Source organism: Fibrella aquatilis (assembly GCF_017353255.1).
Taxonomy (GTDB): Bacteria; Bacteroidota; Bacteroidia; order Cytophagales; family Spirosomataceae; genus Fibrella; species Fibrella aquatilis.
This window is the reverse complement of record NZ_JAFMYU010000028.1, coordinates 21,399-41,687: the sequence shown is the minus strand read 5'-3', so window position 1 is coordinate 41,687 and position 20,289 is coordinate 21,399. Positions and strand designations below refer to the sequence as shown.

Genomic DNA, 20,289 nt, shown 5'->3' with positions numbered 1-20,289 from the left:
AGCGGTCCGCCGGTGCGGAAGGGGGCACATTCACGGCCACTTGTCGGGCGTCAGCAATCCCCTTCCGCACCGGCGGACCGCTCCTTTCCTCCCTCCTCCCTTTCCTCCTTTATCCCACTACCTTCTTAAATGCGTCCATGAATATTTTCATCTCGTCCATGGTGCCGATGCTGACGCGGCAGTAGGGCTGCCGGTCTATTTCGCGGGTTTGAATGCCCACGCCCTGGCCGAACATCTGACCTTCAAAAGTTTGCGTCTTCATCTTAATCGGAAACAGGATGAAGTTAGCGTAAGATGGAATGGGTTCGTAGCCAATGTCCTTCAGCGCCTTCATAGTGTAGTCGCGGGCTTTGGCGTTTTCGGTACGGCAGTACGTTTGCCAGGCCTGATCCTGGTAGGAGGCAATGCCGCCCATGAGCGTGGTGATGCCTACCGCAAATTCGCCATTGGTGAAGGGCTTGATCTGCGCAATCGACTTGGGTTGGGCCATGACGTAACCCAGCCGCAGGCCCGCAAAGCCGTGAATCTTAGAGAACGTTCGCGCCAGCATCACGTCGAGACCTTCGGCAATGAGCTTGCCCAGCATGGGCCGGTCAGCGGGTTCGAGGAAGTCAATATAGGCCTCGTCGATGAATACGGGCACTGTCGGGGCCACGTCGCGGCAAAACTGCGCCAGTTCGGCGGGGGGGACAATGGTGCCCGTGGGATTATTGGGGTTCACGATGTAGACCATGCTCAGGCCGGGTGTGCTGAGGGCTTTGGCTTTCAGCGCGGCCAGGTCGTAGCCCAGGCCGGTGGTGGCTGGAACGGTCAGGATTTGGCCGTTTTGTTTGGTGGCCCGTTCCAGCAGGTCGTCGTAGGTGGGGCGGCAGGTCAGGATCGGGCCTTTTTGCGAGAAACGGACCGCCGCCGCCATCAGCACGTCTGATGAGCCGGGGGTGATCAAAATGTTTTTGGGCGACACCCCTTCGGCGTCGGCGATTAGCTTTTTCAGCTGCGCAAACTCCATCCAGGCGTAGCGGTTGCCCAGGGCCGTGGCTTTGTTGATGGCTTCTTTGGCACTACCCGCAATACCGTAGGGATTTTCGTTGGCAAACAGCCGCGCCTTTAGCACGGGCATGGTGTCGGGCGGGGTGTTGGTCAGCGCCACAAACTCGTTAAACAGCCGCTGCTCGGCGGCGACAGATTCGGGTACAAATGCCGCCTTGGCTTCCTGCCAGCGACCCAGACCGGTGGCCAGACCAGCGGTTACTAAACCGGTTGACTGCAACCAGTTTCGACGATTGAAAACGTGTGCCATGAGTTGCGAAATAGAACTATATCAATACAATATTTTGCGATAACGGCAAAAGCTCACTGTATTGTAGAAGTCTTTTAAAGGTAAACAAAATAATAATTTGATGAGCAGCAGTTAGACAGAATGATACAACTGTAGTATGTTGTTTCTGACCAGTAATTCTACCAAAAAAATGCCCTACTTTAATGGAATGCATATGCCAAAGGTTGGGACAGTACTAAGCTCAGCAAGCTTATTGATTGGGTGGCTCATTGTGACGTCGGTGAGTTGTTCGGCGCCGCCCCAAACGGGCGAAGCCCTGGCTAAGGTCTACTGCGCCAGTTGCCACCAATATGCCGACCCGGCCCTGCTCGACAAGAAAACCTGGCAAACGGGCGTACTACCCCACATGGCCCTACGCCTGGGTATCATCACCGACACCCTCGACCTGATGCGCCACCAGGCCCAACTGGAAGAGCAGGAAAAAGGCGTGAAGCTGGGGTACCTGCCCGCCGCACCCGTGCTGTCTGCTGCCGACTGGAAAAAGATCGTGGCCTTCTATGCCGCAACCGCCCCCGACAGCCTGCCTCATGCGCCAACGCCAACGGTGGCTGAACTCCCCCTGTTTAGTCCCCGCGCGCCGGCCGATTCGCTGCTTTCGCTGACGACCCTGTTACAGATAGATCCCGCCGCCCATACGCTGCGGGTGGGTACCAGCCGGGGCGATGTGTTCACGCTCGACAGCCGGTTGCGCCGCCTCGATTCACTGCATTTAACCAGCGCCGTGTCGGACCTGCGGCAGCTACCCGGCCAAAACAAACTGGCTTATTTGCTCATGGGCATTATGACGCCCAACGACCAAAAAGCAGGAAGTCTACGCCTGGCCGGGGCACTTAACCCGCTGATAGACAGTTTACATCGGCCCGTACAGCTAAGCACCGGCGATTTGAACCACGATGCGCAACCTGACCTGGTAATCTGCGAATATGGCCATAACGTGGGGCAGCTGAGTGTGTATACCCAAACGGGCGGCACCTACCAAAAAGCCTTTACCGACCCCATACCCGGTGCCCGGCAAGCCATCATCCGCGATGTCAACGCCGACGGTTGGGCCGATATGCTGGTGCTCTTTGCGCAGGGCGACGAGCAGGTAGCTCTTTATAGTAACCAGCATGACGGCACGTTCCAGAAAAAGACTCTGCTGCGCTTCCCGCCCGTCTACGGCTCGTCGTACCTCGAGCTGGCCGATATGAACGGCGACGGGCACCCTGACCTTATCTGCACCAACGGCGACAACGCCGACTATTCGCAGATTATCAAGCCCTACCACGGCATCCGGGTGTACCTGAACGATGGTCATTTTGGGTTCAAACAGGCCTGTTTCTACCCCATGCCGGGCGCAGGGCAGGTGCTGGCCCGCGACTTCGACCACGACGGTGACCTGGACCTAGCGGCGATCTCGGCCTTCCCCGATTTTAGCCACAACAAGCCGCAGGTGTTTGTTTACCTCGAAAACAAGGGTAAACTCACCTTCACGCCGCGCTCTTTTGCCGGTGCCGACGCAGGCCGGTGGCTGGTGATGCAGGCCGGTGACCTCGACGGCGATGGCGACGATGACCTTGCCCTGGGGGCCTACGTGCGCACCCTCTCCCCTACCCCTGCCGCCTGGACCACCCGCTGGCAAACCACTAAAGCCGGGCTGCTAGTGTTGGAAAACACGTTTTCTAGTAGGAAGTGATGCGTGATACTACCGGGCATGCGCCATGTTTCGGGTGGGCGGGACGGCGTGAAAAGGAAAATTGTCGATCACCATCTGCACCAGGTAGCGGGCCTGCTTATCTGGTTCGTCGACAGCGTGAGCCACGCGTTTAGACCGGTTGGTGTAGCCTTGCCAGATAAGTTTGTTCTGCTCCACGTCATAGACCTGCAACAATACGCTGCCTTTGGCCAGCCGATGAGGGCGAATGACCCCGTTACGCACGGTCAATTCGTTCTCCTGCATGCCGGCGTTGATGAGCCGCCACGTGGCCTCAAGGTCCACCAGGTCTATGTCGGTGGTTTTGTCGAACCGGTGGAAGACAACCATAAAATCGGGATGGCTGGGGTCGTGTTTGTAGCCCCGATAGGCAAGCTGCGCGGTCACGACCTGCTCAACGGACCGTCGAAACGGCACGTCGATTTCGTTATGAAGGCTATCGGTTTGCCGTATGAACGCAAACCGCTCATACCGTTGCCGTTTGTCGTAGGGCAACCCGCTGGTTTCGACGGTATTACGAAAAGTTGAGCAGCTCGACAGGGCTACAAGTAAGCCAATGATAAGGGTTCCGAGTGTGTAGCGACGCATGGCAGGGTTCAGTTTGTCGGTGAAAGGCAGTCTATCGATCAAACGGTCTGCGAACAGGCGTTGTTCGCCCTGGAACTCACTTCTAATCAGGCCCTAATGTGATCACCTCAAATTCGGCGCGGGGAGGATGGGGAGGCTTTCGTTGCCGTCGGGGCCGACGGCTTGCACGGCGAAGAAGTAGTTGTCTTTGGAATAGGGCAGCGTGATGCCCAGTTTGTTGGTGAAGAATTTCTTCTGCCAGTAGGGCATGTGGGTTTCGCGCATGAGCACATAGTAGCCTTTCACGGTGCCGGTTTTAGGGGCCTGCCAGTAGAGGGCGGTGCCGTTGGTGAGGTTGCGCACCTCAATAGTTACTTGCTGCGGCGTGGCGGGGGCTTTGGCCAGGTTAGCCAGCGTGGCCAGGTTGGCGGCGGTGTTTTTGCGGAGATAGTCGAAGTCCATGAACTTCACCAGGTCGCCAAATTCGGTGGGTTTGGGGGGCGTACCGGCGTTTTCGGTGCGGAGGTCCTGGTGCTGATGGTCGTAGTTTTCGTTCATCTCGGTCAGGCGCACGGCGGCAAATCCACGCTGCACATAGGGCGTATGGTCGCCGCCGCGCAGGTAACGGTCGTTGCGGTACACAGTCACGATCTCCAGGTTGTCGACGTAGCGTTCGCCGGTTTCTTTAAAGTAGCGGGCCAGGGTGCGGGCTTTGCCGTCGTTTTCACTGCCAAACTGCCGGATGGTCGCGGCGCGGTCGGTGGTTTGGTTCAGGGGCAGTCCTTCGCTGAATACCCGCAGGCGCGTGTTGTCGATAATGCGGGTTTCGGAGCTGTTGTTGCTGCCCATGATGTCGTTGTTGAGGACGGCCTCCAGGTTCCATTTTTCCTGCACGGCGCGTTCGCTGAGGTGGTCGGCACCCAAAAGGCCCTGCTCTTCGCCGGTGAGTGCCACAAAAATCACCGTGGCTGGAAACGACGCTTTGCTCATCACACGGCACAGCTCCATTACCGCCGCCGTACCCGAACCGTCGTCGTTGGCACCGGGGGCATCACTCTCGCGGTTCATCACGTTGGTCACGCGGCTGTCCATGTGGCCCTGCACCAGAAAAATACGGTCGTCGGTGGGATCTGACCCTTTCAGGGTGGCCATCACGTTGCCCATGTCGGCGGGCTTGTCAATACGCTTACCGTCGGCGGGAAGCGTCCAGGTGTCGAGGGTAGCCGTAAGCCTGCCCCCCGACTGCCGGGCGTACTGTTGGAATTTGCCTAAAATCCACTGCCGGGCCGCGCCAATGCCTTTTTTGGGGTCAGACGTGGTGCTGAGGGTATGGCGCGTGCCAAATCGAACCAGCCCCTCTACGTGCGCCCGCAGGCTATCGGGCGACACCTGCGCTACTAGGTCGGCAATGTACGGGTCGCGCTGAACGGTGGTCTGCGCCGAAGCGGCCACAGGTAATAGCAACAGAAGCGTGAGTAGTTGTTTGTGATGCATAGTTGGGGGGTAAGGGGTTTGTGGTTCGTAGTTTGTGGTTGGCTTCGCGCTCTAGGTTGCTGTCGCGAAGCCAACCACAAACTACAAACCACAAACCCCCTACCTCCCTTTTTTACCCGTTTCGACTCAACAATGGGTTGTTTATAATGAGTGAGAGGGCCATGCCTGCCACAACGCCCGACACAATCAGCACCCAGTCGCGGCGGCGGACGTGGAGGAATTGAAGGGCTAGCTGGGCTACCGTTAGGCTGAAGGCGACAATGAGCAGTTGGCCTAGTTCAAGACCCAGGTTGAATGCCAGCAGGGGTTGCCAGATGTCGGCTTCGTGGCCCAGCAGGCTGCGGAGGTAGTTGGAAAAGCCCAGCCCGTGGATAAGCCCAAAACCACCCGCCAACACATAGCGGCCCAGGTGGCGGCGGGGCAGGCGGGTGACAAAACGGCTAATATCTTCGCGGAAAAACAGGTTTACCACCGCCGTAATCAGGATTGTGATGGGAATGAGCAGCTCGATGACATCACTACGGAACGAAACCAGGCGGAGCGTGGCTAGGGCCAGGGTGATCGAGTGGCCCAGGGTAAAGGCCGTAACCAGTACCAGCACCTGCCGCCATTGCCGGAGTATATAGACGGCGCACAGGGCCACAATGAACAGTACATGATCATACCCGCCCGGGTCGGTTATGTGGTCGAAACCCAGGCCGAGGTAGATTAGAAAGTCATCCATACGCACGTATAATTAGTCGCGCAAATTACGGCATTCGTCGGAATGCGCTGTGCCGCTCAACAGCGCATGTGTAGGTTTAGCCTCCTGCTTTCCGCCATTAGCCATGACCAATTTTATTCACTCCACCGTCGGAGCCGTGCATTTGGGCGCGGCTTTGCTCTCGTTGTTGTTTGGCACCGGGGTGTTTGCCCTGCCCAAAGCCACGCGCCTGCACAAGCAAGTGGGCTATGGGTACGTGGCGGCTATGGTTGTGTTAAACGGAACGGCCTTTATGATCTACCACCTGTTCGGCAAGTTTGGCCCATTCCATTACCTGGCTCTTTTCAGTAGCCTGTCTATTGTGGCAGGAATGGCGCCCGTTGTCCTAAAAAAACCAACTGACGGCTGGCTCATCATGCACTACCAGTTTATGAACTGGTCGGTGGTGGGGTTATACGCCGCCTTCTGGGCCGAAACACTGACGCGCACCCTACCTATTCGCCAGTTTTGGCCGATAGTTATTGCTGCTACGACCGTTACCATGATCATAGGCAGTTACTTCATACGGAAGCATCAGAAACGGTTACTGGCAATGCGTTAACTGACCAAACGGCTCCTTCGCAGAGGCAATCATCAGGTACGGCTCAGGCTTTGGTGCATCCGCAACAAATACTGAATTGTCCAGCCAGAGAGGTTGTACTCGCTAAGCTGGGTAGCCTTCATATGCAGGGCGCGCTCAATGCGGCGCCGTTCAGCCGAGGGCAGCGTGGCTACCTGCTGGCTCAACTCACCCAGCGTAGTAGTTAGTTGCTGACTGGCCGTGGTCGACATCGAAAAATAGCTGGCCAGCCGGTCGATGTCGCCTTGTTTCCAGGATTGTGGTTTGTTGCGGCGGTTTCGAATTACGCCACTGCTGACGCCAATGGCAGCGGCCAGTTGTTCATCGTTCAGTGAACATTCCCGCAGTCGCCACATCACGGCCTGGTATTGGTTCACAAATGAATGGAGGTTGGTTCGTAGATAATCGAGCATAGGTTTCTGTAGTTGGCTAAGTAGGCCGGGCCACCTTCAGGGTGGCCCGGCTTTAATGGGTAAACAGCATAGTAACTGGCTGCAGGCGGTTGTCTATCGGACTCTGGTTACCGTAATCGGCACGCAGACTGACTTACAACCCGGCACAATCAGCGCAGCATCGACGGTGAGAATATCCCGCTTGGTGGGGTCTGTTGGCAGAATCGTGATAATCGGCGACTGCCCCGTGGTGGGGTCGGCATCACTGTTCAGCCCGTCGGGTACACCAGCCGCCTGGAAATCGGGCGAGAGGGCGCAATTGGCGGGTAGCAAGGCTTTCACAAACTCAACCACATACCGGCCCGCAGGCAGGTTCGGGAACAGGTACTTACCTGCTCCGTCGGTGAGGGTGGTCGAGACCAGCGACGTAGACACTACTGATGACCCTATTGGGCTGGTTACCGCCAGCAGCTTCACCGTGATATTGGGTACGCCCAGTTCAGTACCCGGGTCATACTTACCGTCCTGCGCTACCTCTTTCCAAACCAGGTCGCCAATGCTGCCCCTGGGTTCAGCACAGTCGATAGGCAGGTTGTTTTCTGATACGTACGGATCGCCACCTTTTGTGTTGAACACCAGGTAGTACGGGTTAGCCGCTGCTGAACCGTCGATTAGGGCCGTGGTGGTCGAGTTGGGTTTAGATCCCAGGCTTAACCAGCCGTTTACCACGCCGTCTTTATCCAGCGCACCCCCATCCTGCCCCGCCGGGTTGAGGGCGGTGCCCGCCACAGGACGCTGCACGGTAGCCACACTATAGCCATTGGGGTTACTGTAAGTCAGGGTATAGTTGCCCGGCGTACCGTCGGTCATGAACTGGTAGGCACCCGTTGAGCCATCGAGGCCAATGGTCACGCTGCCCGGTCCGCTCACGCTGATGGTGCCCCCCGTCAGGATCGTGTTGGTGCCATAGCAGTAGATGTAGCCCGTAGGGTCGTAGATTCTCCGCCGTACGCCCATATCGATAGTGGGGTTGTTTGCAGACAGGCCCGTACCGCTGGGGTTGATGCTCACCACCGGCGAGAGGCCCGTGAGCGGGTTAACGTCTGAGTCTTTGGTGTCGTCGCCCGCGTTGGGTTTGTCGGAGATGGCGCAACCTGTGGTCTCGCTGGCAGGCAGCGTAAACTTAAGCTGGTAGTCGCCCGCCGTCAGGCCCGTGAAGCTGTATAGGCCACTAACCGAGGTAACCACGGTAGCTACCGGCGTCATGCTTATCACATTGCCCACTACCGTAAACAGTTCGACCGTTACGTTGGCAACGCCCTGTTCATTCGTATCCTGTAAGCCGTTGTTATTCAGATCTTTCCAGACATAATTACCAATGCTACCTGTAGGCGCGGCCACCAAGGCGAGGTCAATCGTAGGGTTGTCGCGGGCGGTGCTACTCACTGGCTGCGACGGGTCAATGGTAACCGGGTCGCTCAGGAATGTGGTCGGGTTGAAATCGCTGTCGGTGCCGTCGGTGGCGCTGGTGCTATTCTGGTTGCTGCTCACTACGCAGGTAGTGGGGAACGTCTTGGTATCGACGGCCACCGTGTAGGTACCCGCCGGCAGGTTATCGAACCCGTACTTGCCGTTGGCATCGGTAAACTGGCAGGCCACCAGTTGCGCCCGTACCTCGCCGCCGGGGCTGGTGGTGGTATGCACGTTGACATACAGCTTGTTGCTCAGCAGCAGTGTTTCCTGCGCCGCCGTCAGCGTTACGCTGCCAACGAAATTACCCGCCTGAACGCCCGTGGGGAAGCCCAGCGGCACCAGATCTACAATCACCGGACCATTGGCCCCGGCCACACCCGTGTGGATGTGTGCCATGGTCACCGTGCCCGACAAGCCGTTGAATCCTAGCTGAATATCCAGCAGTTTAGCACCCGTATCGTAGGTGGTGTAGACTAAACCAGAGCCGCTGGTGGGGTTGGCGGGTACCTGCTGCGCACCGTTCAGCACACCCTGCACTACGTAGAGGTTGTCATTATCGAGCAGCTTCATGCCCACGCCCGGTACGCCCGTGGCACCGTCGTTTTGCACACCGTCATTGTTGGTGTCCTTCCAGACATAGTCACCAAGGCTGCCCAGGGGCGCGCACGTACCAACTGTAATGAGCACCTGATCCGTACAGCCGTTGGCCGCCCAGACTAATGTATACACTCCCGGCGCGGTGAGGCCCGTTACGGTGCTTGAGGCGCTCGTAGGGTTCGTGAATGTGACCGCAGCGGGCAAAGCGCCTGCCTGACTCCAGCTACCACCCGCAACAGCCGTGGCCGACAGAGTAGCGCTGGTAGGAACGGCCCCGTTTGTACAGGTCAATTCCTGATCGGCCCCGGCGTCTGGGGTGGCGTTGACGGTTACCGTCAGGCTTTTGGTCGAAATGCAACCCGCCGCGGTGGTGATGGTGACCGTAATCACGCTTGTGCCACTCAGCAGACCCGACACCGCCGCCACCGACGATGACGTTGGCGTGAACACGGCCCCGGAAGGACCACTCCAGGCGTAAGTATATGAGCCAGTTGGGCTAACCTGCGCCGTAATGGTGAGTGCATTGCCCTCACAAACAGCTGGTGCCAACAGCGTAACGGTGGGTGCTGAGGCAGGTGGGTTAAGCACGTAGGTCTGCGTAAACAGACAGCCGTTGGCATCGCGCACCGTCAGAGTATAGGTACCGGCTGGCTGGTTCATCAATGACGCAGTGGTGGCCAGCACCGTAGCGCCCTGGCTCCAGGTATAGCTATACGGCGCTGTACCGCCCGATGCCGCCGCCATGAGGCTGCCGTCGGCACCGCAGGTTGGCTGCTGAACCGTAACGGTAGCCGTTACCGGCGTAGGCTGGGTGAGGGTAGCTGTTTGCGTGAGTGAACAACCGTTGGCATCGGTCACCACAATCTGGTACGTACCAGCGCTAACCAACACCTGATCGGCCACACCACTGGCCACGCTTGAACTGGTCACGGCCAATACGCCACCGGTGTAATAGCTGATCGAATAGACAGGTGCGCCGCCGGTAACGGTTACCGAGAGCTTGCCCTGGGCCGATAAACAGACCGGATTGGTGCTCTGCAACCCAACCGCCAGCGGGTCAGGTGCCGCCAGCGATACCGACACCGGTACGCTAACGCAACCGTTGGCATCCGAGACAACCAGTGTGTAGCTACCTGCGACGGTGAAGGAACCCGTTGCGGCGTTGGAGACAACCCCCTGCCCGCCCCGTGTCCAGGTGTAGCTGTAGGGTGCCGTACCGTTGCTGACCTGTGTGCTCACCGTAATCAGCGACTGCCCGCCCGAGCAGCCTACTGTGGTGCTCGTGATAGCTGCTATGGGGCGTGGCAGCACCGTCAGCATGGCCGTGGCGGTGGTTGAACAGCCATTGGCATCGGTTGCCTGATAGAGGTACGCACCTGCGTTGGCTGATGTGACCGGGTTGAAAACGAGCGGACCACCGCTGGTACAAAACGTGGCGCAGGCGGGTGTTTTCCAGGCGGTTGTGGCGTTGGCGGGATTAACCGTGGCTGCCAGCGTGGTTGATTGTCCTTCGCAAACCGTCAGTGACGCCAGCGTAATGCTGGGCGGAGCCGTTACGGTCAGCGTGGTCACCGCCGTGGTAAAACAAGTGGGGCTGCTGCTTGCCGTTACTGTAAACGAATACGTACCCGGGGCAAGTGCTCCTGTGGTGGCAGTGGCCGTATTGGCTCCTGTCAGAGTGGCTCCTGCCGAAGCAACCCAGGCGTAGGTATAGCTACCCGCCGGGCTAACCTGCGCCGTAAGCGTGGCGGGTAGGTTGGCGCACTGCGTGTTGGTTGGTGCGCCGTTGACAAGCGCAGTCGCCGTGAGGCTGCACGCCTGCACAATCAGCGGGCAGCACGTACCAGCCGCACAACCGCCATTGGTGGCCGTAAACGTGTAAACACCACTTACATTGATTACCAATGAGTTGCCCGTAGCTACCGACACCCCATCTTTAAACCATTCCACCGCAGAATACGCCGATGGCACCGTGGCCGTATACGTTTGACTACCCGTCAGGGCAACAGGCACCGTTACGCAGGCCCGGTCAATGTTGTTGTTAGGGTTAATATCGCCTTCGGTTACACTCGATAGCGACGCCGTGTTGTAGCTGATGCCTTCCCGAATTACGGTGGCGGTCACGGTCAGGGTAGCACTGGCACCGGCTGTTAACGTACCCACGGTCCAGGCACCGGTCCCGGCTGTATAAGCTCCCTGTGATCCGGCACCGCTCACGCCGCTGAAATCAGCCGGAGCCAGCAAATCATTCACCAGCACATTGGTAGCCGGGGTGAGGCCGTTATTTTTCACTACCACCTTAAACGTCACCGCGCCGCCAACCGTACTCTGCTGGGCGCTGGTGCGCACTTTGGTCACCGACAGATCAATAGGTCCGGGTGTGAGTGTGCATGAGAACGGACTAACCACCACCACCTCGTCGATGTAGCAATCGTTGCTGCCATTGTAGAAACGTACCGTATACGTACCGCCCGCGTTGGGGGCGTTAGTGATGAGGTTAGCCGGAAAGGCGGTGGGCAGGGTGGTAGCGGTCGAGTAAGCGAAACCCGTAGTAACCGTACCCGAAACGACCGAATACCGGTTGGCATTGGATAGGCTGGCGGGCAGCGTTACCAGACCATTGTTCTGGTTTACCGTCCCGTTACACGTGGCAGGCGTGGTGGTGACGCTGCCGGTAAGGGGCAACTGACAAACCACCGCCGCATCGTAAGCATGGACGTTATCGCCCGACGCACCCAGCGTGAGGGAGGTGACCATATTGGCACCCACCACCGCAAAGTCATTGTCTGTTAAGTCATTACCTACGTTGGTGGGCGACGAGGCTACGTAGTTGGCCAGGGCTGGTTGTGCCGTGGCGATGCGCAGTTCGTACACGCCACCCCGGATCAGTGCCAGGTTTAGTTTGGCACTGCCGTTGGCAGGGTTGGTGCCCGTTGCCGACGAGAAGTAGTACTCCCCCTTGGCATTGGTCACTGCCGAAGCCACCAGCGTACCACTCTCGTAGAGGCCTACTGTCACGCTCGCAATTGGCGTTTCGGCGGGGTCCTGGATGCCGTTTTGGTTGTTATCGAGCCATACCCGGTTGCCAATCTCGATAGGAGCCGGGTCGCATAGGGCCACGGGCAGGCCCAGGCCATTGGCCTTGCCGTAGGTGCCCAGGTTGGCTGTTGTCGTTTCGTACAGTTGATATCGCTTGGCATCTACGCCTGTGGTGTTGTTATGCCAGATTATACCCCCCGACCAGGTGGTGAGCGGGTCCATATGAATACTTACCGTCTGGTTGGTACCTGGAATGATCACTGAGCCGCCCTGGTCGGTTTCTAGGTGCGTAGTCAGGTAGTTGTCGGCCCCGTAGAACTCCCCGCCGCCTGGCCCGTCGGCATTGCCGCTGCCGCTACCCGTCAGCGTGCCACCCACGTTAGTCACTTTGCCGTTGCTTTCTAGTAACCAGCCTCCGGAGGTTTGTTTACCCGCCCGCAGGATATCGCCTCCGATGTAGCCGTTGTAGATGTTGCCGTCGTTAGTGGTGGCTACCTGGCCGTAGCCCAGCTGGTGGCCGGTACGGTCCATAAGAGAGAGGACCATGTCGCCCGCGTCGGTAAAGTCGATGTCAGATAAGATCGGCTGGGGACGACCTGTGCGGTAGGTCACGCCAGAGAAAAGAGCCGTGTGCAAAGCACTAAAGCTCGATGTCCACGGCTCCCAGTTGGTACCAATGGCGTACGAGCCGTGCACAGGTCCCTTGGCGTAGGTCAGCGGCACACTCAATACGGGGCCCGCCGTGAAGGTCTGGGTAGCTTCATCCATTTCGTAGACCGCCGCGTTAAGGTTGGCCGCCACGCCTCCGCTGTTTTCGGCAGTACAGACCACCCCCACATAGACCTTACCCCGGTAAACGCTTACGGCGAAGGGCCGGGCCACCCCATTGGTACAACTGGTGGCGGGCAGGGCAATCTGGGTTAGGTCAGAGGCGGTAAAGCTCGTCTTGGCCGGGTTGCCGATCATCAATACCAGCAGTTGGCGATTATAGAGATCTACGATGTAGAGTTTGCGGCCATCGTCGGAGATAGCCATGCTACCTAAACCCGCTTTACCCACCAGCGTGAAAGCCGTGGGGTCGGTGCTGGAACTGGTCTTGTTATTGGGAATGGTAGGGCGGGTACCTAATTCAGTTTGCCCCAGTGTGAGACTGAATGGGGCCGATTCGAGGTCCACGTACAGACTGCCATTGGTAGTACTGCCCTGAGCGTTGTTCGTTACGTAGACACCCCCCAACCCGCCAGTGCCAAGGCCCACGTGGCGTTTGAGGAAGGCGGCCGTAAAGAGTTTATCGGTCTCGCGCTGGTAGGCCATACCCCAGACACTACCCACCTGGCCCGCATCAGCGATGGGTGTGGGGGCAGGCGCGGTGTTGGCGGCTGAATAGGGGAAGGTCACCAGCACGTGTTCATTAGCAATGTTAGTACCATTTGCTTGCCCGCTGACAAAGCAAGGCGTAGCTAGCAAGGGTGAGGCGTTGCAGAACTCAGCGGGGTAATCAACGGCGTAGTTGGCCGCCGTGGTACTGGCCCCCGCGGTCAGAAACTGTACCGACGTGTTGGCCCCGCCCGTAGCGCCCTGGCCATAGGCTCCGCTGAATGCACCCACGGGCAGACCGGTAAACTCCAGGCGGAGCTTAGCCCCGGCAGCGGTGATGCCTGAATTAGGGAAGCTGTAGGAGCCATCTATCCCGGAAGTAACCGAGACGGGTGCTCCACTGGCAGCGTAAGCCGTGATGGTGATGCCGGGCAAACCGGGTTCGCCCGCAGCGGTGGCTGTTGAGGAAATGGGGGTGTCCTGGGTGCCGTTGGCGTTAAAATCACGGAAGACTTTGCCGCTTACCTGCGCCTGGGCCTCGGAGGTCAGCCATGACCCCAGCAACAGAACCAACAGGCCGCTGAGCACTGTCCGAATAAGCGAACTGAATCGACAGGGTGCTACGTAATTATGTGTCATAGTCTTAAGAAATAATATCGGAGACCGAAGTGGCTGTTGCCGAACGGTTGGTAAAGCGGTTGATGAGGGGCAGGGTAGCCCAAATACCACCCTGTCAGATGCTGCGTGGGACGTGTTCATGCTGGTGAGCTGTTTACTGCTTCAGACCCGTCATAGGAATACAAATCTGCGGGGGGCAGCTCGAGCACGATTGCACGGCAGTCGTCGTAAAAGTCGTTTTGCAGGTCGGCGTGTCGAGGTCACGCGCCGTTACCAGGTAGGTGCTGCTGCCGTTGGCCATAAACGTAATGGCCGTACCCACCGTGGCGGCGGTGCCGTAGGTAGTGCCACCCGCGTTGAGCACCGTACCGCCCGTACCGTCGGGGTTAGCCCCCAGTACCAGTTCGTATTTGTTCGACGCCCCACCACTGATGGCTGCGGCGTTAACTGTTACGGTGAAGTAATCGTCGGTAGTGACGGTTGGCGTACCATTGTCATTACAGGCCGATTGCACCGGCACGGCGGGATTCAGGCTGATTGAACAACCCACGCAGCTGATGGCCGACAGCGACACCGTAGCTGTGGTGAAACAGCCCGGTCCGCTAGTGACTGTGACCGTAAACGTTTTCAAGCCCGTGGTGAAGCCCGATGCCGTGGCCGTGGCCGTGTTGGCGCCCGACAAGGTTACCCCCGCCGACGCTACCCAAGCGTAGGTATATGAACCAGCCGGCGTAACCGCTGCCGACAACGTGGCCGTGGCGGTGGTACATACGGGACTTCCACTTGAGGTGATCAACACTACCGGTGGCACACATACGCAACTCTTGGGATCAACCACCACCACCTGGTCGATGTAGCAGTCATTGCTGCCGTTATAGAAACGCACTGTATACGTCGCGCCTGCATTTGATACACCCGTGGTCAGGCTCTTGGGGAACGTGGTGCCAATGGCGGTGGCCGTTGCGTAGGTAAAGCCCGTGGTAACCGTGCCCGACACAATGGCGTACCGGTCGCCGTTGGTAACCGACGTAGAGAGCACCACACTGCCGTTATTTTGGGGCGTTGTGCCGTTGCAGGTGGCAGGCGTAGCCACCAGGCTAATGCTGGTGGGTTGCAGGCAGGTCACCCCAATGTCGAGCGTGTGGTTGTCCTGCGTATATAGGCCTGTGGTGACCGGAATGGCAATCTTGTTGGCAAACGTACCCGCCGTTTGCAGCGTGGCGTCGGAGTCGTTCAGGTCCAGGTTGGCGGCAGCGCCCTGCCCCACATTAGGGGTGGTCAGCTCATAATTGATCCCCCCAATGGCCACCCGCTGCGGAATACCACTTACCTGCTGCCCATCGCCGAAGACAATGACGTAGGCCGTGTTGGGCAAGAGGTTGCTAAACAGGTATTCGCCGTTGGCACCCGTGGTCGTAGTCGAGATGGGTGAGGCCAGTGAGCCTGCCGACGCCAGATACAGTTTTACCGATAGGCCTGCCAGTACGGGTTCGCCGGGGTCCTGCACACCGTCGGCATCTTTATCAAACCAGGCCCGGTTACCAATTTGGAGGTATTTGGGTTCGTCGCAGTTGATTTCCAGATCACCCAAGCCCGCCGCTTTGCCCAGCGTACCCGGCGTGGGGCTGGCCGATCCACTGCCGTCGTCCTGGCTGTAGATGCTGTAGCCTGCCACGCGCAGACCAGTGTTGTTGTTCATCAGACGAATGCCACCCGCCCAGGCCGTACCGTCTTGAGGATCAATGGATACAGCCAACGTTTGACCCGAACCGGGGCGCAGGGCCAAACCGCCCAGCATGGCTTCGGCGTGGTATTTAGTCCCGTTGAAAAACCAGTCGTCGTTAAAATATTCGCCAAAACCTGGTCCCTGGTTGTTGCCCGCGCCGTAGCCTTCAAAGGGGCCAGCCTGTCCGTTATTTTCCAGGATGAAGATGCCATTTTTCGCGTAGGCTTTCAACACGTCGCCACCATTGTAGCTGGTGTAGAGCGTAGAGTTCTGCGGAATGGTCATCGGCACCACCGCACCCGAACCAGGGCCAACGGGGCTAACATTTTTCACGCCTGTTTGGTGGGCCGTGCGGTCACCGAGGCCCAAAATCATGGAGCCGTCAGTATCAAACTCGATATCCATCAGTATGGGCTGGGGATACACAATCTCCGTTGAAATCACAGTGTTCAGCAGGTCGCTGAAATTGTCGGTCCAGGGATACCAGCCCGTGGCGTCAGGAATGGAGCTATAGGGAAAACCTTTGGGGTACGTTAAAGGAAAGTCGAGAACGGTGGTAAATGCGGTGCCATCGTATTTGTAGACATAGGCCCACAGGTTACTCTTGCGCTGATTGGGCGTTGTAGCCCCAACGGCCGTGAGCGAGGCGTCGCAAACACCGCCGATGTAGAGGTCGCCCTGATAGACTTTGGTAGCCCAGGGCCGCCACACCCCGCTCACACAGCCGGGGTCAGGAATGGCGGTGGTGGTGAGTTGGGCAGCACTGTTGGGAATGGTGCCCGTGGCGTTGTAGTTCGTCAGGTCGAGCGACAGCAACTCCTTGGTTTTTAAGTTAATGGTATAAAGCGTGTTACCATCGTCAGCAATCTCCAGATCACCCAGGCCTTCTTTACCCACCATTGAAAAGGCAATGGCGTCGCGGCTGGGGCCGCTGGTAGCATTACCAGCCCCGTTGATGACAATGGCTTTTGTAGCGGGCAGATCGCGGTTGGCGTTGGGCGTAGCCCCACCCACAAACGAGGCGCTCAGGGGTACGTTGAAGGGGGCCGCGTCGAGATCAACAAACGACGTGGTCAGCGCCGTGTTGGCCGCCGTAGTGTTGGAGGCCACGCTGGTAACGTAGATGCCGCCAATACCCAGCGGGCCGAAACCCACGTGCCGCCGCAGAATGGCCGACTGAAACAGTTTTTTCTGCTGTTTGCTCCAGGCAAGACCCCAGGTAGCGCCGGTTTGGTTGGTCAGTGCCCAGTAGGCGTTGGCCCCACCCGTGGTAGCGGTCGTGAAGTTGTTGCCCGCCGCATTCAACGGCACCGACACCAGCGCCTCGCCCGTGCCCGCCGTGCCGCCCTTGGTGGGATCGCCGTTGACGTAGCAGGGGGTGAAAATCTTAGGACTGGTATTACAGTAGTCGGAGCTGGCATTTACGCCTAGGTTGACTGTACACGACGCACCCGTAATAAACTGCGTGGTGGTTCGGCTGCCAGAGCCGTTGGGCGTAGCCGAAGCCAGGTAGGCCGCCGGAATCTCTGTAAACTCCACCCGAACGGGATAGCTCATCGACTGTGTGAAGGCGTAAAAGCCGTAGTCGTCGGTTAAGGTGGTAAAGCTGTTGCCAGCGTTATCGGTAGCGGTTATACGTACGTCGGGGACGCCCTGCGTTTCACCCGACGTGACGGTGGTGCTGCCAAAGAAAATCGTGTTGACAATAGTGGTCGTAACACTGCGTACGCCGTCGGCATTGTAGTCGTTGAAGACGATGCCGCCAATAGCTGTGGTGCTACAAGGTGTTTTGGGGCAGGCGGCGGGCAACGTAGCCGTAAATGTTGCTTTGGTATTAGCTAGTGTGCTGGCGGTGTAGGTAGAAAGAAAACCCGCCAAATACCCCATCGTAGCCGTCAGCGTTACGTTGCTGGGGGCCGCCGTCAGGGGAAATTCAAGGGCAAATTCCTGGGGCGACACAATGGTGAGCGATGAGATGCCGTAGGTGCCCACGCCCGCCACAATGTCTTTGTTGGCCAGGCCGGTAGCCGTGATACGAATATTACGCGGGTTAGCGTTGGTGCTGGCCGTGGCGCCGTTGATACCCGACCAGCGGACTAAAAACCGAACGGTTCCTTTTGAATTAGTGCCGGATGCATCCAGGTAGCAACCGCTCACTTTTACATCCGTAATCTGGATGGTCTGCGCCCAAACGCCGAAGCTCCCCAACAGCATGCATAGCAACAACACCCAGCGAAACAGGTGGTTACCAGCGCACACTTGCAAACGAACCAAGGTGAGATGGTAAGGTAGAGATACGTAGTTCATAGACTATCAGCGATAACATACACCGATCGTCTACACTAAAAATGTGCCATTTACACTTTTATTACTCAAACTAAATTACTCACTGTATGCTATGTGTAGCGTTATTACTATTAGGCAGGTAAGATGATTAGGTAGATCGTCTTTTAATTAACGTTGTACTATTTACGCGAAAAGTTAGTTGAAAAGCACTGTAAGCACTACCAATTAGTATTTTCCATAGATGAATGCGCTGGTTTAGCCCGCAGTTAAGGGCGAAAATTTAGCCTTCCAAAAAAGTTATGTCACCGTCATCAACTTACTAATGAAAAGAAAAATAAGGAATTGCACACTTTTTGCAACAGTGTCCGGCCCCTCGTTCCAGGCTATACTAACGGGTATGTCTATACGGTTACTTAGAGCATGCGCCATGCTTAGTCTGCTGATCAAGCACGTAACTGGTACGCAACATTTACCGGGTATAAACAAGGTTTTTGAGTAGTTGACTGACCTAGCAGCTAGTCAATGCCTGGGCAAGTTGCTGGTTACTTAGTACCCCCAGGCCATCATGCCGCCATCAATAGATAACACCTGCCCGGTGATGTAGCTGGCGGCGGGCATGCTTAGAAACGCCACCGCCGAGGCCACCTCTTCTGGCTCACCCACGCGGCCCATGGGCGTGCGGCCCACAATGCCAGCTAGCTTGGCGGGGTTGTCGAGCACGGGCGCGGCCAGCGGCGTACGGATGTACCAAGGCGCTACGGCGTTGACCCGGATTCCGTCTGTAGCCCACTCTACGGCAAGGTTGCGCGTGAGCTGATTTAGCGCCGCCTTAGTCATGCCATACAACGACCCGCTGCTGGTATGCGTCAGCCCCGACACCGATGATACGAACACGATACTGCTTTGACCCGTGGCCTTCAGCATGGGATAAACCGCCTGCGTTAGTTCATAAGCCGACCGCAGGTTGGTATTGAGTACGTAATCATAATCGGTGGGAGCGTAGTCGGTGGTGGGCTTGCGAATGTTTGAGCCTACGTTGTTGACCAAAATCGTAACGCTTCCCCAGACCTCGCGCACGGTATTGGTCAGGGTGTGGGCCGCCTGTGGCTGACTAAGGTCAATAGATAGTCCTTCAACCACGTGGCCCTGCTGCCGGTAGTCAGTCAGTTGCTGTTGCAGAAGGTCGTTATCCCGCGCCACCAGAAAAACAGCCGCACCTAGTTGCAGAAACTGTTTCGTGATGGCTTCGCCGATGCCCCTGGTAGCACCGGTAACAAGAGCGCGCTGCCCCTGAAGGGTGAAAAGAGTCGTTGTCATTTGCGTTGGTTGAATGCCTCGAACAAACCTTTACCAAACACCAGCGTGGCCAGGCCCGGCAGTAGAATAGCCCCCGCCCGGAAACCCGCGCCGGTGAGCTTGTAGATACCCGAATTAAACTGTAACACACTGCTTACGAGCCAGTAACCAGCCAGTAGCAGCAGTATGGTCAACAGTAAGGTGCCCACCGTGCGACCCGCCCGGCTACCCGCCCAGGCCAGCACGACGGCCAGCCCCACCACCGCCGCCACGGTACCAAGCGCACGGGGGAAGGTTTTGAGGTAGTTGTACTCGTAGAAAAAAACGCCCGCCCGACCAATCAGGTTGGGGTGTGACATGAGCCAGCCGTCGAGGACAACCAGCACAAACAAGAGCACGTAGAAGAAGGGATTTTTCATTGCTGCAAAGCTTCACGCAATGGCCCATAAAAGCAACCCGCGACCTCAGTTTTACGTATAGTCATTGGTCATTGGTACACTCGCCGCATCGGTGGACCGGTCAGCCAATGACCAATGACTGTGCGTTGCCTAAACCGTTCCGACTAAACATATCATGCCTTCGTTTAGCAGGCGTAATGGTTCAATGCCTTTCTCTCACTTCTCTCAAAAACTAATTCCCATGAAAACGATCCTGTTACTCTGCTTGCTGGCCATTGTAGGGCTGGGCTGCACCAAAAACAACGTACCACCAGCCGACCCTGATCCAAAGGTGCCGGGTAGCTGGAAGATTACCTCGCTGATAGACAACAACGGCCGCGACCGCACCGCCCGCTATAGTACGTATACGTTCGATTTTATGGACAGCGGCGAGTTGCAAGTGAAACAGGGGGCCACGCTAATTAAAAAAGGCACCTGGAGCACCGGCTCCAGCTATTGGACCACCACCATCGTGATCAAAATAGCTAATGTACTGCCTGAAGAAGACTTGGGCGACCTGAACGAAGACTGGCGGATCATAACCAAAACGGACACCAAAGTGGACGTGCAGAACGGCGGTGGCAAAAAGCTAACCTTCGCCAGATAAAATCCTGCTCACACCCCCGTTCTGAACCAGCCTTAAACGGGTATTAACTTCGCGTGATGGTGTTTTACCGAAACAAACCCCACGCG

At 57.5% G+C, this 20,289-nt stretch carries 12 protein-coding genes; 3 read left to right on the top strand and 9 right to left on the bottom strand.

Going from position 1 to position 20,289, the window contains the following annotated elements; all coding sequences use genetic code 11:
• Positions 1 to 109: 109 nt before the first annotated feature.
• On the bottom strand, positions 110 to 1,300 hold the full coding sequence (locus tag J2I48_RS24615) for a pyridoxal phosphate-dependent aminotransferase (RefSeq protein WP_207338178.1): 1,191 nt from the start codon (positions 1,298 to 1,300) through the stop codon (positions 110 to 112).
• Positions 1,301 to 1,493: 193 nt separating this feature from the next.
• Between J2I48_RS24615 and J2I48_RS24610 the strand changes: the two genes are divergently transcribed.
• Positions 1,494 to 3,014, top strand: coding sequence for an FG-GAP repeat domain-containing protein (locus J2I48_RS24610; RefSeq protein ID WP_229376770.1), 1,521 nt, complete (start codon positions 1,494 to 1,496; stop codon positions 3,012 to 3,014).
• A gap of 9 nt (positions 3,015 to 3,023) precedes the next feature.
• Here the strand turns inward: J2I48_RS24610 and J2I48_RS24605 are convergent, their stop codons facing one another.
• The 3 genes from J2I48_RS24605 to J2I48_RS24595 form a co-directional block, all read right to left on the bottom strand.
• A complete protein-coding gene (locus tag J2I48_RS24605; protein WP_207338176.1) occupies positions 3,024 to 3,620 on the bottom strand; it encodes a DUF4136 domain-containing protein in 597 nt (198 codons plus the stop codon).
• A gap of 102 nt (positions 3,621 to 3,722) precedes the next feature.
• Positions 3,723 to 5,093 (bottom strand): M20/M25/M40 family metallo-hydrolase, encoded by a 1,371-nt coding sequence (locus J2I48_RS24600; protein WP_207338175.1) that lies wholly within the window; start codon positions 5,091 to 5,093, stop codon positions 3,723 to 3,725.
• A 112-nt stretch (positions 5,094 to 5,205) separates the two neighbouring features.
• Positions 5,206 to 5,817, bottom strand: coding sequence for a HupE/UreJ family protein (locus tag J2I48_RS24595; protein WP_207338174.1), 612 nt, complete (start codon positions 5,815 to 5,817; stop codon positions 5,206 to 5,208).
• A 103-nt stretch (positions 5,818 to 5,920) separates the two neighbouring features.
• Between J2I48_RS24595 and J2I48_RS24590 the strand changes: the two genes are divergently transcribed.
• Positions 5,921 to 6,397 carry a DUF2306 domain-containing protein gene (locus tag J2I48_RS24590; protein ID WP_207338173.1) on the top strand — a complete coding sequence of 159 codons (477 nt, stop codon included), beginning with the start codon at positions 5,921 to 5,923 and terminating at the stop codon, positions 6,395 to 6,397.
• Positions 6,398 to 6,429: 32 nt separating this feature from the next.
• On the opposite strand, the gene J2I48_RS24585 is transcribed toward J2I48_RS24590, so the two are convergent.
• The 5 genes from J2I48_RS24585 to J2I48_RS24565 form a co-directional block, all read right to left on the bottom strand.
• A complete protein-coding gene (locus J2I48_RS24585; RefSeq protein ID WP_229376768.1) occupies positions 6,430 to 6,828 on the bottom strand; it encodes a hypothetical protein in 399 nt (132 codons plus the stop codon).
• Between the two features lie 93 nt (positions 6,829 to 6,921).
• The gene (locus tag J2I48_RS24580; RefSeq protein WP_207338172.1) at positions 6,922 to 13,872 is read right to left on the bottom strand and encodes an SdrD B-like domain-containing protein; all 6,951 of its coding nucleotides are present in this window, start codon (positions 13,870 to 13,872) and stop codon (positions 6,922 to 6,924) included.
• A gap of 133 nt (positions 13,873 to 14,005) precedes the next feature.
• The gene (locus J2I48_RS24575) at positions 14,006 to 17,851 is read right to left on the bottom strand and encodes an SdrD B-like domain-containing protein (RefSeq protein WP_207338171.1); all 3,846 of its coding nucleotides are present in this window, start codon (positions 17,849 to 17,851) and stop codon (positions 14,006 to 14,008) included.
• A 558-nt stretch (positions 17,852 to 18,409) separates the two neighbouring features.
• Positions 18,410 to 19,180 carry an SDR family oxidoreductase gene (locus J2I48_RS24570; protein ID WP_207338170.1) on the bottom strand — a complete coding sequence of 257 codons (771 nt, stop codon included), beginning with the start codon at positions 19,178 to 19,180 and terminating at the stop codon, positions 18,410 to 18,412.
• Positions 19,177 to 19,578 carry a hypothetical protein gene (locus tag J2I48_RS24565; protein WP_207338169.1) on the bottom strand — a complete coding sequence of 134 codons (402 nt, stop codon included), beginning with the start codon at positions 19,576 to 19,578 and terminating at the stop codon, positions 19,177 to 19,179. Before J2I48_RS24565 ends, J2I48_RS24570 begins: the two co-directional genes overlap by 4 nt.
• A 220-nt stretch (positions 19,579 to 19,798) precedes the next feature.
• On the opposite strand from J2I48_RS24565, the gene J2I48_RS24560 reads away from it, so the two are divergent.
• A complete protein-coding gene (locus J2I48_RS24560) occupies positions 19,799 to 20,203 on the top strand; it encodes a hypothetical protein (protein ID WP_207338168.1) in 405 nt (134 codons plus the stop codon).
• Positions 20,204 to 20,289 lie beyond the last annotated feature (86 nt).

Bases quoted from the DNA above. Each gene is read 5' to 3' on its own strand.
- J2I48_RS24615 (WP_207338178.1), bottom strand. From the start codon at position 1,300: ATGGCACACGTTTTCAATCGTCGAAACTGGTTGCAGTCAACCGGTTTA.
- J2I48_RS24610 (WP_229376770.1), top strand. From the start codon at position 1,494: ATGCCAAAGGTTGGGACAGTACTAAGCTCAGCAAGCTTATTGATTGGG.
- J2I48_RS24605 (WP_207338176.1), bottom strand. From the start codon at position 3,620: ATGCGTCGCTACACACTCGGAACCCTTATCATTGGCTTACTTGTAGCC.
- J2I48_RS24600 (WP_207338175.1), bottom strand. From the start codon at position 5,093: ATGCATCACAAACAACTACTCACGCTTCTGTTGCTATTACCTGTGGCC.
- J2I48_RS24595 (WP_207338174.1), bottom strand. From the start codon at position 5,817: ATGGATGACTTTCTAATCTACCTCGGCCTGGGTTTCGACCACATAACC.
- J2I48_RS24590 (WP_207338173.1), top strand. From the start codon at position 5,921: ATGACCAATTTTATTCACTCCACCGTCGGAGCCGTGCATTTGGGCGCG.
- J2I48_RS24585 (WP_229376768.1), bottom strand. From the start codon at position 6,828: ATGCTCGATTATCTACGAACCAACCTCCATTCATTTGTGAACCAATAC.
- J2I48_RS24580 (WP_207338172.1), bottom strand. From the start codon at position 13,872: ATGACACATAATTACGTAGCACCCTGTCGATTCAGTTCGCTTATTCGG.
- J2I48_RS24570 (WP_207338170.1), bottom strand. From the start codon at position 19,180: ATGACAACGACTCTTTTCACCCTTCAGGGGCAGCGCGCTCTTGTTACC.
- J2I48_RS24565 (WP_207338169.1), bottom strand. From the start codon at position 19,578: ATGAAAAATCCCTTCTTCTACGTGCTCTTGTTTGTGCTGGTTGTCCTC.
- J2I48_RS24560 (WP_207338168.1), top strand. From the start codon at position 19,799: ATGAAAACGATCCTGTTACTCTGCTTGCTGGCCATTGTAGGGCTGGGC.